A 14220-nucleotide genomic window follows, 5' to 3' on the forward strand; every position below is an offset into this window, starting at 1 on the left:
ATCGAACGTCTGCTCCGAGCCGGGACTCGGCGGAAGCGCGGCTGGCCACCGTGGTCTTGGGCCTGGGTGCCCTGACGGCGGGGGCTGGCGCGCTCGTCGTGACGCGGCGGCGGCGGTGAGGCGGTGGTTTGGCCGCGGCGCGGTCCTGGCCGGGGTGACAGGGGGCCTGCTGGTCGCTGCGGCCAGCTCTGCGGTGGCGGCTGACGGTACGGGCCCACAGTCGTTGGCAGCCGATGACGGGGGCCTGCTCGGCCCGTTCAGCAACATCAAGACGCCCGAGGGCATTCCGTCGTCGTTCTACGAACTGACCGGTGGGGGCAATGGCATCTCGGATACCGTGATGCGGTTTATGGCCAGCGGCATGTTCGCTCTGGCTCGCCTGGTCACCGGGTACGCATGCTGGATCGTCGACTGGGTCTACAAGTTTCCGATCACCGATCGGCTTGCATCGACATCCCAGCGGGTTGCTGACGCCTATGCGCAAAATATCGTCACTCCTCTGGGTTTGGCAGGTCTCTTCACTGCATGGGCTTTTGCTTTTGGTCTGTTCATGGTGGCGCGTGGCCGTGCAGGGCGTGGTCTCGGAGAGATCCTGGTGACACTGTTGATCGCTGCCATCGGAGCTACATCGCTGGTGCGACCCGATGTGATGCTCGGACAGAATGGGCCGTTGCATCAGGCTCAGCGCGCCGCATTGGAAGCCGCTGCAATCACGACGAAGGCGACCTCGGAGCCCAAGGATGATCCCAATGATCCGTGCAACCTGATGGGCCCAGCGAAGGACATCTGCGAACGAAGCGGCATTCCGGAAAAGGAAAAGAAAGAAGCGGAGAAGAAGGAGAAGAAGCGCGCGGAGTCGTGCAAGTACATGATCGGCCCTGCGCGCGATCTGTGTATCAACGGCAGGACGGAACCGGTTTCAGAGGATGTATCCCGTCCGATCACTAAGACCCTGACTGACGTGTTGATCGTGCAGCCCTACCAGCTCCTGCAGTACGGGCAGAGCATCGACAAGGACAGTCCCTTGTACAAGGACTACCAAGCAGCCCTGGTCACTGGAGATGCGGACCCGACGGCGCATCCATGCGACATGTTGGACGGAAAGGTAGCTGCCCTGTGCCGCCAACGCAGCAAGAACCTTAGTGAGCAATGCGATGACCTGCCGAAGCCGAGCATGGAGATGTGTCGGGAAGACAACGGCGCCGGCGGCGGCAATGGAAAGGTGCAAGAGGAGCTGTTGAAAAAGGACGGGCCGGAGGGAGAGGCAGCCGCCGCTTACATGTCGTCGATGACGTGGGAGCGGGTTCTGGGCGCATTGTGTGTGCTTGTAGCAGCGTTGGTGATGGCTGCAGTCGTAACCGCGATGGCATTTGCGATGGTTGCCGCACAGTTCGCCTGCGTGCTCGCGGCTTGCGCCACCTATGTGGTGTTCGTGGTGGCACTGTTGCCGGGGCCGAACAGGATGATGCTCTGGCGATGGGTCGGCGTCTTCGCCTCTTCCACGGTCGTGCTGTTCTGCGTCTCTGTGTTCATCCCGCTCTTCGGCGTAGCCGCCCGGACGTTGCTGGAGTCGGAGGACACCGCCTTGATCGAACGCCTCGTGCTGCTCGATGCGTTGGCAGTGACCGCCGTCGTGCTGCATCGCCGGATGGTGGCTAGGGGCAGCAACCTCGGCCATGCCTTCGCGTCCTGGATGCGCTTCGCCAAGGTCGGCGGTACTCACATGATGGGCGACGAAGCTGCGGGGATGGGAATGGCTCTGGCAGCTGCCGGTGCCGGCGGGCGCGGATCCGGAGGCATCCCCCCCAGCGCCTCGGTCTCTTTGGCTCGCAGTGGTGCCTCTCCTGCCCATGCAGCGCTGGCCATGCGGCGGGCAAAGCTCGCCTCGGGCATCGCAGCTCTGTCAGACACAGCGGGTCTGCCCGGAAATCCAATGTCGGCTCTGGGCGAAGCACGTGCGGAGGTCCGCCGCGCAGCGGCTCCGTTGTCAGTGCCGCTGCGAGCAGCCCAACTGGCCTGGGTTGGCCCACCGCGCGAGCCAAACTGGCGAGACGGTGCGGCGGGCAATGGGCCCCGCGGTCGCGATGGCACCAATGCACCCGGAAGGACGCGGGGTGGTCAGCTGGCCTTCGACCCGCGGACGGGCGAGATCCTCTCCGAGCGGCCCAATGAGGTTCGACCCGTCGGTCAACGCCTGCGAGAGCGTGTCTCGCGCACACGCGGCGGCCGGGTGCTGCTGGGCGCGGCGCGCGTGGCATGGCACACCACGGTCGGCTTGCCCGCTGGGTGGGAACGGCTGCATCGCCGCAGGAGCGACTTCACCAGGGAGATGTATCGACAGCTGGACCACTACACCAAGGCTCGGGAGAACTGGGGCTCGCTGTCCCGTAACGGGATGCGGCGCATCACCCGCGGTCGAAGCGATCGGGTACAGAACTGGGTCAGGTCGCGCGGTGCCTCTCTTCGTAACCACCTCTGGCGCGGGAGGAGGCTGCCGTGAAGAAGCTTGGATGCCTGGTCGTGCTGTTCGGACTGTTGCTGTTCGGGATACCACTGGGCCTGATCGTGGTGGCCAGCAACAAGCCGCGGCAGGATACGACGATGTCTGCGGCAGCCGCGGCGGCCCCCGACATTCCTGCGCGCATGTTGCAGGCGTACCGGAATGCGTCAGCGAAGGTCGCCTCCGTTGTCCCGAAGTGCCAAGGGATGACATGGGCCGTGGTGGCCGGCATCGCCAAGGTGGAGTCCAATCATGCCGCTGGCCACACCATCGCTGATGACGGGACCATCAGTCCGCCCATCTACGGGCCTCGGTTGACGGGAAGTGGGGTGGGAGGAAACACGCAGTACTTCGCCGATACCGACGGCGGAAAGTACGACGGTGACCCCACCGCAGAGCGTGCTGTCGGGCCGTTTCAGTTCATGCCCTCGACCTGGTCGAGCAGTGGCCAGGACGGCAATGCGGATGGTCGAAAGGATCCTCAGAACGCTGATGATGCGGCGCTGAGCGCCGCTGTCTACCTGTGCGGGCAAGGCCGGAACTTGGCCGACGCACGCCAGCTCCACGATGCGGTGTACTCCTACAACCACTCGGAGGCGTACGTCTCGGAGGTCACCGGTTGGATCAGCCGGTATGCCCAGCTCGATTCGAAGTCCACGTCGCCAATGTCGGCGACCGGCTCGGCGAAGAACGTCATCGAGGCAGCGCTGTCCCAGCTCGGCATGCCGTACTCATGGGGTGGCGGCAACGCCAGCGGAGCAACTACAGGTATCTGCTGCTCACCGGGGGGAAAGTCTGGAGCCTCCATCAAGGGGTTCGACTGTTCGGGGTTGACTCAGTTCGCATTCGCGCAGGTCGGCGTTCAGCTCCCTCGCACGGCAGCTGCCCAGGCCCAGGTCGGCCGACGGATACCCGCCAGTCAGGGGCTAGCTGCCTTGCACCCCGGTGATCTGGTGTTCTTCGGGTACGGGACGGACTCGTCGATCTATCACGTCGCCATCTATCTGGGGTCCGGACAGATGCTCGACTCTCCCCGTCCTGGAAGTATGGTCCGCCGCGAGGCTGTCTGGCAGGACGGGTTCGCCGGCGGGGCTCGGGTGATCTGATGGAACACACCAGGCCCAGGTACTCCGTTGATCCGGCTGGTCCGTATCGTCACGTCGATCGTCGTGTGCGACCGGGTGTCCGCGTGCAGGCTACGCGGTCGGGGGCATCCTCCCGGCCATCTCGGTCCCGTCCTGGTGACGCGCCGGATGTGGCTGGGCGGCCTTGGCTCGGCCACAGCGTGGAAAAGACGCCGCGAGTGCGCAGTTCACCGTCCAATCGAGTTCGAGGGGCGGGATCCTCCACCGCAGCGTTGCAACGCCGCTGGCCTTGGGGGCCGATAGCGCTGGCTTCCGGGTTCGCGGTCCTCGGCCTGACCCTTCTGGTCCGCGCCCCCGCCCAGCCTCTAGCGGCTGGCGGGGCTGCGACTGCGGTTCCTTGGAGCACTGAGTCGAAGAGGCCGAGCCCGTCCTCGCCTCACCAGACAGTGCCCCCCAACCGTGTCACTGGCGGGATTCCGGTCCCAGGAGATGGGCCGGCCGGCGACGCCGCCGTCCAACGCCTGCTCGATCGCAGCTCGCCCCCCGACCTGCCCCGATCCTTGGAGGCCCGGCTCGTTCAGCTTGGCATGCAGGTGTGGGAAGCCGACGTTACTGGCCGTGGGCGTGAGCGGTGGCCGAAGTATTTCGGCTCCAGTGGACCTGCGGCAGGGGGCGGTCGTTCCGTGTACCGCGATGTGCGAATCCAGGCCGGCATCGCTCGAAGAGCCGGCAGTGGGCTGGTCGATGTCCGGTTGGTTTGGGCCGCCACGGACCCGTCTGGTGATCGACGCGACGGACGCCTGGCCCAGTTGTCGTTCCGTCCAGTTCCTGGCCATCCGAATCGTTGGGAGCCCGTTTCATGATCAGCTATGCCTCTTCTCTATGGACCGCGGGGACGGGCCTTGTCGGTGCTGTCGTCGCCACTGTCACGTGGGCCAGCAGCCATCTGATCCTGCTCTGCTGCGTGGGAGCAGTTGTCTGGATCGCCTTCGAGGCGGTGCGGACGCGTTTGGCGGACAAGGCGTCTCGCCGGCGGGCGGCTGTCCGCCTCATACCGGGCAAGACTTTTCAGACCAATGACGAGGAAATCTGGCGCTATGCCACGTTGCTTGCTCGCGTGGCCATGAGTGGTCCGTGGTGGGTTCCCCGCAGGGCGAAAACGGCTCGGCTCCGCATGACGGCCGATGGCAGCCGCCCGCTGGACTTCAGGGTGGAGGGCCCTGCGGCTGCCCGCCACCTGCTGGTCACCACTCCGTACCGCGGCGTCCAGGCCGTCCGGGCTACGCCTGCCCCGCGGGGCAAGAAAGCCAAGCACACTGCCCGTGCAGAGTTCATAGTCCGTGGATCACCGGCTGCGTACCTGCGCGAGGTGCCGCTCCAACCAGACCCACTGCAGCCACTCGTCGATGCGCTGGCAACCGTTCGCTCGGACCTCGGTGACCGAGTTGAAATCTGCCTCGACATCCAGCGCATCCCCGTCTGGCAATTGCAGCTACGTCGTTGGACGTTGTTGGCCGAAGCTCGCCAGAAGGCGATCCGCGCGGCGCAACAGGAGCAGAACGCCTCCATGCGGGTCGAGGAAGGTTGGCGTACGGCGCTTGCGAACCTGGTTTCCTTTGGCCACGAGGAGTCGCGAACGCGACTTTCGGTGCCTCACCGACCACGGCCGGTGGACCGCGGCAAGGTGCTGGGCAAATTGCAGGATCCGGCTGGCCTGGTGCGCGTGCAGATCCTGGTGCGAGCCCTGTCCAACCAAGACGGGCGGGCTCAGCAACGGATCGGGCAGATCGCTGCTGCCCTGGACGTGTTTGCGGGCACCAATCGTTTGATCCACACAGGTCAGCGGCTGGGGCCGATTCGGTTCGGCCCCGACCACCGGTTGCTTCGTAAGGGCTTTGACAAGCGATGGGCGACAGCCCAGATCAGGGGCCATTCGTCGTGGGTGCGCGTGACCGAGATCGCTGGGCTTCTCAAGCCACCGACGATGCACTGCGTGCTCCCCGTTCTGCCTGGCGAGGTGCCTACGTACGTGCCGGGAAGCTCTTCGGCGCAGGAGCTGATGGTGCACGGTTGGTACCCGGGCCCAGATGGGAGGGACCGCTTGCTCGGCACGCGGCTGAGCGAGACGCTCTTCAGCTTGCGTGTCGGCAAGAGCACCTACGGCAAGACGGAGCAAGCACTGTGCCAGTTTGTCGGCCTTGCGCACGCCGGCGAAGCAGGGATGTTCATCGACCCCCACGGTGACTCTCTGCGCAGTGCCGCCCCCTATCTTGCGCACGATCCGATCATGAAGCGGCTGGTGTGCCTGGACTTGACGGGTCGGCTCGGGGGGCGTACGCCGATGGGGACGTGGAACATCTTGAGTCTGGAGCGGGGGCAAAGACCAGACGAGGTGGTGCGCACTGTCACTGATGCCGTCGCTGGGACTCTGGGGTGGAATGATGCAACGCACCCGCGAGCGTTGACATTGCTGACCAAATCAGTGGAGTTGCTTGTAGCGTTCAACGTCAGGGCTCTTGAGGAGAACGCGCCGTCACGGCAGGCAACGCTCTTTCAGATCCGGACTCTTTTGACCAATCCTTCGTGGCGCGAACAGGTGCTGCGGGCCGTGGACAGAAAAGTCGGCGAATGGTGGCGTGTCGTTTTCCCGACGTATCCCCCTGACTCCCCCGCACCAGTGGTCAACCCATTGGAGCGACTGTATGCCAATCCCGTTACGCGAGCTTTCCTGGGCAGCCCAACGAGTACCTTTGACTTCCGTGAGGCGATGGACAGCGGAAAACTTGTTTGGGTTTGCCCCTCGGCAAGTGGCCCGACGGACCGACTGTTGCTCTCGCTGATGTTCGCTGACTTCTTCCGGGCCGGACTCTCGCGTCGCGATCTGCCCGAGCGTGAACGTCGTCCGTTCCATGCCTTCGTGGACGAGCTGATCAGCATCGACGCGGCTTCCTCCAGCGTCATTGCGCAGGTCAGCGAGGAGTTGCGGAAGTTCGGCATCCGACTGCATGCCATGACACAGCTGCTTCAACGGGTCTCTGCCGCCACGCGAGAGAGCCTGATGCAGAATGCCTCGGTGATCTCCTCAACCGCTGGATCAGTTGAGGCAGTCGGCATCGTGGCCAGGGAGTGGGGCTCCGTCGACCTCGTCGAGATTGCCGATCTCCCTCGCTATCACCACTACGTCACTCTCACGGTGGATGGCCGTCGGGTCGGCCCCCTCCTCATTCGTGGGCCGCAGCTCAGCGAACTCTTCGATGATCTCGCTCGCCCCGGGCAGCTGCGAGCATTGCGGGCAGCCATAGACGCCAACCTACGGTCCCGTCCACAAGCCGAGTTGTGCGAAGAAGTGCAACAGCACGAAGCCTTCGTTGAGGAATTCCTGAAGGGAGTGAAGGCGAACAGGCACACACAGAAAGTGTCGTTGAGCAAGGCTCATGGGGCGACGCACGCCGGTGGATCCGATCCGATCGATGACGAACTGCCAACCTCGCACACCGATGCCTAGCAGGTGTCAGCACAGCGTCCGGCAGGAGGTATTGGCCTCGCTGAGATTCCGACGCGTCGGCGGGCCAGACTTCAGATCACGAGGTGATCAAGAGGGTCCAAATTTGGGCGAGTTGCGCAAGCCTTCGCATGATGCCGAGACAGAAGCGCCAGCGGGCTAAGGAAAATCCTGACGACTGGCCTCGTTGAGGCAGCCGGAAGACGAACAGGATGGCCCGGCGTGGAGCCGTCACACTCCCCGCCGGGCACCTGAGCATACAGGCCCCACAGCACCGAGATGGGAAATATTCAAGGATGCATGAGAATCCGCGCGCCCGGTCTCATGCCATCATCCGGGGTGCCTGCCGTGCCTCATTTTCACCTAACGAAATGCGAGTTGGCCGCCGAACATTTTCGCAGCTACCGTGAAGGAAAATCGTCGGATGGCGTCACCGCCTTCCGCCTTATCGACCGTCGATCGTGCTGGCTTCGCCGGGGACGGTGGGGCCATGGGAGGGAACCAGATGGCCGGAAATACTCCGCGGAACGGGATGTCACGGATACCTGGGCGGGTGTCGGCCGCATTCTTCGTAGGCTGTGCCGCGGTGGCATTGGCCGCATGCGGCGGCACGAGCGATCCGTCCCACAGCCGCGCCACCTCAACGCCGTCGCACGCGATCAGCGCGGCACCGACGGCGGGGCAAACCGATCTGCAGGAGCAGGAGATTGCGCGGGCGGCCGTGCTGGCGTCGTACCGGGCGTTGTGGAACGCGCAGGTCAAGGCGTATGCCAGGGCCAGCGATGCGGGTACGGATCTCCAGAAGTACGCGACAGCAGGCGCCCTTGCACAGGCGATGGGCGACCTCCAACGCCTCAAGGCCAGGCACCAGGTAGTGCAGGGCGAGCCGACGCACAATCCCACGGTCACGTCGATCAATGTCAACCAGAAGATCCCGGACGCGAAGGTCACGGATTGCTTGGACGTCTCAGGGTGGAAGCTGATGACAGATGACGGCAAGCCGGTGCCCATATCCAAGGGCGTTCTCAAGCGCTACATCGCGACAGCTACGGTGCAGAAGTGGGGGCAGCGGTGGATGGTGACCCAGCTGGCTCCTGATCCACAGAGGAAGCCGTGCTGATGTGGCGGCGCCTGGGCGCGGTGCTCGCTGCCGGCATGATCGGAGCGTCGATCCCGGCGGTTGCGGCTGCCGATGATGGTGCTGCCGGGCTGTGTGGGGCCCAATGGGTCTGTCTCAGGGCTGCCTCGCCGGGAAACCCTGGGAGCGGAGGCACCGACGGTGGCCCGTCGGCCACGGCGCGCTCTGCGAAGGGAGCTGTTGCGCCTCCTGAGGTGTGCTGGAACCAGCGGCTGTCTCCGCAGCCCCCGGTGTGGAGCCCCCTGTGGGAAGGTCACCGGCCAGGAGACGGGGCGGTGTACATGCGGGTGTGCCCGCACACCTCGGGCGCGGCCTACCTGGCCCCTGGTGTGTTCGCTCCGGGCCCTACATTCTGGGCAGCTACGCCGCCGCCTGCCCGCGCCGTGGATCCCGAGGTCTTGGCGCGCCAGGCCGTTGACCGGATGAGGCTGACCGGTCCAGACATCCAAAGTCCAGCAGCGGACCGGAGGTACCTGGTCGGGATGCCGATGTGGATGCACGTAGGCGTCTCACCGACCACGTTCGGTCCGAACTCGGCCAGTGCGACGGCCGGCGCTGTGACGGTGAAAGCTACCGCCCGCGTCACCAGCGTCCGTTGGGCGATGGGAGATGGCACGACTGTCTCGTGCCCGGGTCCGGGTGCCGTCTACGAGCCGAGTCACGGGAGGAAGACCTCACCGGACTGCGGCCACGTCTACAGCCGCACATCGGCGGACCACAGCGGGTCGACGTACGCGGTCTCCGCGACCTCGCAGTGGGAGGTCGATTGGACCGGCGCCGGTCAGCAGGGCCAATTCACCGTGGAGCGAAGCTCGCAGGTGCACATATCGGTCGGCGAACTCCAGGCACTCGGATAGAGGAGGTGCGGGTGAGCAAGAACGAGGCGGCGTCTGACGGGGACGTCTCTGGCCTTGAGCGTGCGCGACCGGTGGCGCCGCCTCGCGTGGGCCCGCGCCGTCGTCGGCCCGGCGTGATCGCGTTGGGTGTGGTGCTGATCGCCGGCGGCGGCGTGGGCGGGTCGATGCTGTACCTGCACAACGGGCAGCGCACACCGGTGTTGACCGTCGTGCGACACATCCCGGTGGGCGCGACCATCACCGATGCTGACCTGGGTGAGGCATCGGTGGCACTCGATCCATCGATCAGAGCCGTCCCCTCCCGTGACCGGGGCTCCGTGGTCGGCAAACGCGCCGCCGCGGCTTTGACGCCGGGCAGCTTGCTTTCCTCTTCGCAGGTGACGACCGCGACGTTGCTGAAGTCGGGAGAGCAACTGGTGCCGGTCGGCCTCAAGCCTGAGCAGGTCCCGGCCAGCTCGGGCACCTTCCTATTCCCCGGTGCACAGGTGCAGATCGTGCAAGTGCCCGGTGAGAACCAGCCGGCCAAAACGCCAGGAGCTCAAGCGGATGGTCAGCCCATCTCCGCGCGAGTGGTACAGGTGGGCGCTCCGGCTCCCGGTACGGGTGCGGTGGTGGTCGATGTCGCCGTCGCGTCGGTGGACGGGCCCCGACTGGCGGGGTGGGTTTCCTCGGGAAACGCGCGGATTTTGGTCAATGCTCCAGGCGATGGGGCCTGACGATGCCTGTGATCGCGTTGGCCGGCTGTAGCGGTTCCCCCGGGGTGACGACGTCGTCCCTAGCGCTTTTGCTGTCCTGGCCGCTGATGCAGGGCCGGCGGATGGTGCTGGCCGAGTGCGACCCCGACGGTGGGTCGGTGCTCTATGGGATGTTGCAGGGCTCGCTGGGTGATGAGTACGGGATGCGGCATCTGTCGGTGGCCGCGCGGCGCGGGGACATCGAGGACACGTTCTGGCGTCAGTTGATCGTCATGGATGAGGTCAGCCAGGACCGGCTCATCCTGCCCGGGCTGACCGATCCCGCGCAGGCGGCGGCCATGGCTCCTGCCTGGGCGCGGCTGGCGGCATTGTTCGGCCGCATCGAGCAGGAAGCGCAGCACGATGTGCTGGTCGACCTGGGCCGGCGGGGGGCGTTCGGGCCGAGCGGTGTGCTGGCCCAGCAGGCTGACCTGTTGGTGGTCGTCGCACGCTCGACGCTGCGGGGCGTGCAGGCTGCCCGGTCCCGGCTGGAGGCACTGCGCGAGCAGTTTGGCGAGCTGGGTGTACTGCTGGTGGGCTCCGGCCCCTATGGGACACGCGAGGTGGAGCGGGCGTTGCGCACGCCGGTGGTGGCCAGATTGCCGTACCAGCCGGAGTTGGCCCGGGTGCTGTCCGATGGTGCACCGGCCCCGCGGACCTTTGCGCGCAGTGCGCTGATGCGGGCGGCGAACGGGGCGTCCACCCCGCTGCTGCAGCGGGCGATGCTGCGCCGCTCGCGGCTTGCGCCGGCAGCGGTGCGGGAGGGGGAGGGCCGTGCTGGGTAAGCCTTTGCACCCGCACCACGGAGGTGTTGGCGACGTGAGGCCGGCGTCGGTGACGCCGGTGGAGGGTCCCGGCCCGCTGGCCGGTGGAACGCCGACGCGTATCGGCGCAGCACCTGGCGACGCTGTGGGTGCGGTGTTGGGGGAGGTTCCGCAGGTTCACCTCGACTACCAAGTGGTTGGGGAGATCAAGCGCCAGGTCGCCAAGCAGATCCATCGGTGGCGCCAGTCGGCTTCCGGGCCGGTGAGCCGTGCGTCGCTGGAGCAGCGTAGCCGGGGGTGGATCAATGAGGCGGTGGCGTTGTGGTCGGATGGCGTGGCGGCCCGCCACGGGGTGGGTCCCTCGCCGGCTGAGGACGCGGCGATGGCCCAGGCCGTGTTCGACGCGCTGCACCGGGCCGGACGTCTACAACGGTACTTGGAGCGTCGGGACGTCGAAGACATCCTCATCAACGGGCACGACCAGGTGTGGCTGGACCGCGGGGAGGGGCCGCTGGTGCAGGCGGCGCCGGTGGCCGACTCGGAGGAAGAACTTCTGGAGCTGCTGCGGGATCTGGCGCGTAACACCGAGGGCGGACACGGGGAGCGGTCAATCTCCACCGCCAGTCCGTCGCTGGCGTTGCGGTTGGCGGACGGGTCGCGTCTGCAGGCGGTGACCGGGGTGAGCGGTGAGCGGACGTACGTGACGATCCGGCGCCATGGTGTCGAGGACGCTGACTTGGTGGACATGGTGCGGCTGGGGATGATCAGCGAGCCGCTGCGGGCCTTTTTGGCGGCGTGTGTGGACGCGTCGAAGAACGTGATGATCGTGGGGCCTCAGCGGGCGGGGAAAACGTCGCTTATGCGGGCGATGCTGCGGCAGTTTGATCGCGATGAGCGGTTCGCCACGATCGAGAGTGAATTCGAGCTGTGGGCACACACCAATGACTACTTCCGGCAGGTCGTGCCGCTGGAGGCCCGGGAATCCAACGGCGAGCGGGGACCCGATGGCCGGCCGGTGGGTGAGATCACCATGTTGGACCTCATGTACTGGGCGTTGCGGATGTCGCTGTCGCGGATCGTGGTCGGTGAGGTTCGTGGTCCAGAGGTCACCGCGATGATGCAGGCGATGACCAATGGTCAGGGCGGCAACCTGTGCACGCTGCATGCCACCAGCCCGCAGTTGGTGTTCGATCGGATCGCCGAGCTGTATCTGGAGGCAGGAAGCAACCGTTCGGAGGCGTTGGCCTACCGGCAGGCGGCCAACGGATTGGACTTCGTCGTGTTCGTGTCGATGACGGACGAGACGAAGATCGGTGGGCGTCGGCACCGGTACGTCAGTCACGTGCTGGAGGTAGCGGGTCTGGGTGAGAGTGGCCGGCCGGCCACGAACGTGATCTTCGGGCCTGATGTGGAGATGGGTGAGCTCCGTGCCGTGCCGCAGCGATATCCGGCGTGTATCGATGATCTGCGCCGCGTGGGGTTCTCCTCGCTTCATCTGAGTGACCGGTATGGCACATGGGAGCGACCGCTGGAGCTGAAGGTGGGGTCGCGGTGACGCTGGTGTGGGTGATGGTGTGCGCGATGGCGGTGCCCGCGGGGCTGGTGGGTGTGGTGGCCGGCCTCGTGGGGACACAGCAGCCCCCTTCGGTGGGGTGGTGGCGGCGCTGGCGTGCTGATCGAGTGGCTTCCCTGCCGGCGGGCGAGCAGCGCAAGCGCCGTTCCCGGTGGATCGCGGCCGCGGTCTTGGGGGTGGCGGTGTGGCTGGTCAGTGGTGTGTTCGCGGTGGCGGCGTTGTTGGCGGTGGCGGTGGTCGGGGTGCCCTGGCTGCTGTCGCCGACGAGGTACGCGGGCACCCGGATCAAGCAGCTCGAAGGGCTGGGCGAGTGGTGCCAACGGTGCGCGAACGCACTGCAGTTGGGCATGGGGTTGGAGCAGGCCCTGGCCTCCACAAGGAAGAACCCCCCGAAGGGCCTGGAGGATCAGATCACGGATCTGGCTGACCGGCTGCAGGTGGGGTGGCGCCCGCAGGAGGCCCTGCGGCAGTTCGCCGCCGAGGTGAACGACGTCACGGCCGACAAGGTGGCGGCCGCACTGCTGCTGTCGGCAGCCAGTCGGGGACCGGGGCTGGCCCGGTCGTTGGAGGACATGGCCGAGTCGGTGCGAGAAGAAGTCGCACGCCGTCGGACGATCGAGGCGGACAGGGCCAAGCCGCGGACCACGGTCCGGTGGATGACGATCATGACGCTCGGCATAGTCGCCGCCGGGTTCCTGGTGCCCGACTACACGGCCCCGTACGGGAGCGTGCTGGGCCAGTTGGTGTTGGCGGGATTGGGCGGCGGGTTCGTCGCGGTGTTGGTGTGGATGCGGTCGTTGGCCGATCACCGGCCCGTGCCGCGTTTCCTGGTTGCTGATCCGCGCAGTCGTGTCCGTCAGATGTCGACCACAGGGGCTGTGGACGCGGTGGGGGCGAGGGTGCGATGAGCGTGGTGCCTGGCGTCATAGCGGGCGTTGCCGCGGGTGGTGGTCTCGCGCTGCTGGTCGGTGAACTGGGCAGGGTGCAGCCGTCCTTGGAACAGTCGTTGCGCCGTGCGTCAGGGGGTGTCGCGGTTGCGGCTGCGGCCAGTCGGGATGAAGCGGTCGGGCGGTGGGTGCTGCAGCGTCTGCGTCACGTGCCGGGGGTGAGCATCCCTACCCGGAACCTGTTGCTGTTGCAGCAGGCCCCCGAGCGGTTCGTGGTGCTGAAGGTGGGCATGGCGGTACTGGGACTGCTGCTGCCGTCGGTGGCGCTGTTGCCGTGGATGTTTCTTGGCGGCGGCGTCCCCTTTGTCGTGCCGACCGCGGCGGGGCTGGCTGCGGCAGCGGTGTTGTGGTTCGTTCCCGACCTGTCGGTGCGGGACCAGGCGAAGCGGGCTCGGGAGGAGTTCGCCCATGCTATGGCGGCCTACCTGGACCTGGTTGCGCTCAAGCGGGCCGGGGACGCCGGGCCGACCGAGGCCCTGGAACAGGCCGCGGGTGTCGGTGAGGGATGGGCGTTCCAGCGGATCGGGCAGGCGCTGGCGCGCGCCCGGATCGACAAGATCGCGCCATGGCAGGCGTTGGCCGACATGACCGAGGAGTTGGGTCTGCCCGTGCTGAGCGACGTCGCCGACATCATGCGGCAGTCCAGCGACGACGGTGCGGCCGTCTACTCCACGCTGCGCGGTCGAGCCCGGGCGTTGCGTACCGAACTGTTGGAGGCGCAGGCGGCCGAGGCCAATGCCGACAGCGAGAAGATGACCGCTCCCGGTGCCCTGCTCGCTGTGCTGGTCATGCTGCTTCTCGCCTTCCCGGCCGTCATCCGCATCGTCGCTACCTGACTCGTCGAAGGGAGAACGTCATGTTGACCAAACTGGTGGCGCGCGCCTCTGTGTGGGCTGCCGACTACCGCGAGCGGATGGCCAAGTCGCTGGCACAGCCCGATCGCGGGGACATCAGCATCACCACCGTCATCATCTGGGCTGCCGCCATTGGTGGAGCGATCGTGATCGCTGGCACCATCGCCGCGGTGGTCAAGAAGTACGACGGCAAGCTGGGGGGCGTGTGAACCATGCCCGGCAGCGGGGGAAACAGCGATGGCCGAGGAAGGTGGTGGCGGCGGGAT

The 14220-nt window shown here is 66.4% G+C and carries 10 protein-coding genes; all 10 read left to right on the top strand.

Annotated elements, in window-relative coordinates; genetic code table 11:
* Positions 1 to 223 precede the first annotated feature (223 nt).
* The 10 genes from SNOUR_RS00280 (at position 224) to SNOUR_RS00330 (ending at position 14163) form a co-directional block, all read left to right on the top strand.
* Complete coding sequence (locus SNOUR_RS00280) at positions 224 to 2500, top strand: hypothetical protein (protein ID WP_159425712.1); 2277 nt, start codon at positions 224 to 226, stop codon at positions 2498 to 2500.
* The gene (locus SNOUR_RS00285; protein ID WP_067342887.1) at positions 2497 to 3606 is read left to right on the top strand and encodes a C40 family peptidase; all 1110 of its coding nucleotides are present in this window, start codon (positions 2497 to 2499) and stop codon (positions 3604 to 3606) included. The genes SNOUR_RS00280 and SNOUR_RS00285 overlap by 4 nt, the downstream gene beginning before the upstream one ends.
* 838 nt (positions 3607 to 4444) lie before the next feature.
* On the top strand, positions 4445 to 7090 hold the full coding sequence (locus SNOUR_RS00290) for a type IV secretory system conjugative DNA transfer family protein (protein WP_067342888.1): 2646 nt from the start codon (positions 4445 to 4447) through the stop codon (positions 7088 to 7090).
* 583 nt (positions 7091 to 7673) lie between these two features.
* Positions 7674 to 8207: a hypothetical protein gene (locus SNOUR_RS00295; protein ID WP_159425713.1), complete on the top strand. Its 534-nt coding sequence runs from the start codon at positions 7674 to 7676 to the stop codon at positions 8205 to 8207.
* Positions 8208 to 9093: 886 nt separating this feature from the next.
* Positions 9094 to 9798: an SAF domain-containing protein gene (locus tag SNOUR_RS00305; protein WP_067342892.1), complete on the top strand. Its 705-nt coding sequence runs from the start codon at positions 9094 to 9096 to the stop codon at positions 9796 to 9798.
* A 2-nt stretch (positions 9799 to 9800) separates the two neighbouring features.
* Positions 9801 to 10601: a MinD/ParA family ATP-binding protein gene (locus SNOUR_RS00310; RefSeq protein WP_067342893.1), complete on the top strand. Its 801-nt coding sequence runs from the start codon at positions 9801 to 9803 to the stop codon at positions 10599 to 10601.
* Positions 10602 to 10650: 49 nt separating this feature from the next.
* The gene (locus SNOUR_RS00315) at positions 10651 to 12135 is read left to right on the top strand and encodes a TadA family conjugal transfer-associated ATPase (RefSeq protein WP_312631448.1); all 1485 of its coding nucleotides are present in this window, start codon (positions 10651 to 10653) and stop codon (positions 12133 to 12135) included.
* On the top strand, positions 12132 to 13061 hold the full coding sequence (locus SNOUR_RS00320; protein WP_312631450.1) for a type II secretion system F family protein: 930 nt from the start codon (positions 12132 to 12134) through the stop codon (positions 13059 to 13061). The genes SNOUR_RS00315 and SNOUR_RS00320 overlap by 4 nt, the downstream gene beginning before the upstream one ends.
* The gene (locus SNOUR_RS00325; RefSeq protein WP_067342898.1) at positions 13058 to 13936 is read left to right on the top strand and encodes a type II secretion system F family protein; all 879 of its coding nucleotides are present in this window, start codon (positions 13058 to 13060) and stop codon (positions 13934 to 13936) included. Before SNOUR_RS00320 ends, SNOUR_RS00325 begins: the two co-directional genes overlap by 4 nt.
* A gap of 20 nt (positions 13937 to 13956) precedes the next feature.
* Positions 13957 to 14163, top strand: a complete 207-nt coding sequence (locus tag SNOUR_RS00330) for a hypothetical protein (RefSeq protein ID WP_067342900.1) — start codon at positions 13957 to 13959, stop codon at positions 14161 to 14163.
* Positions 14164 to 14220: the final 57 nt, after the last annotated feature.

The sequence above is a fragment of the Streptomyces noursei ATCC 11455 genome (assembly GCF_001704275.1).
Lineage (GTDB): Bacteria > Actinomycetota > Actinomycetes > Streptomycetales > Streptomycetaceae > Streptomyces > Streptomyces noursei.

Bases quoted from the DNA above. Each gene is read 5' to 3' on its own strand.
- SNOUR_RS00290 (WP_067342888.1), top strand. From the start codon at position 4,445: ATGATCAGCTATGCCTCTTCTCTATGGACCGCGGGGACGGGCCTTGTC.
- SNOUR_RS00310 (WP_067342893.1), top strand. From the start codon at position 9,801: ATGCCTGTGATCGCGTTGGCCGGCTGTAGCGGTTCCCCCGGGGTGACG.
- SNOUR_RS00325 (WP_067342898.1), top strand. From the start codon at position 13,058: ATGAGCGTGGTGCCTGGCGTCATAGCGGGCGTTGCCGCGGGTGGTGGT.
- SNOUR_RS00330 (WP_067342900.1), top strand. From the start codon at position 13,957: ATGTTGACCAAACTGGTGGCGCGCGCCTCTGTGTGGGCTGCCGACTAC.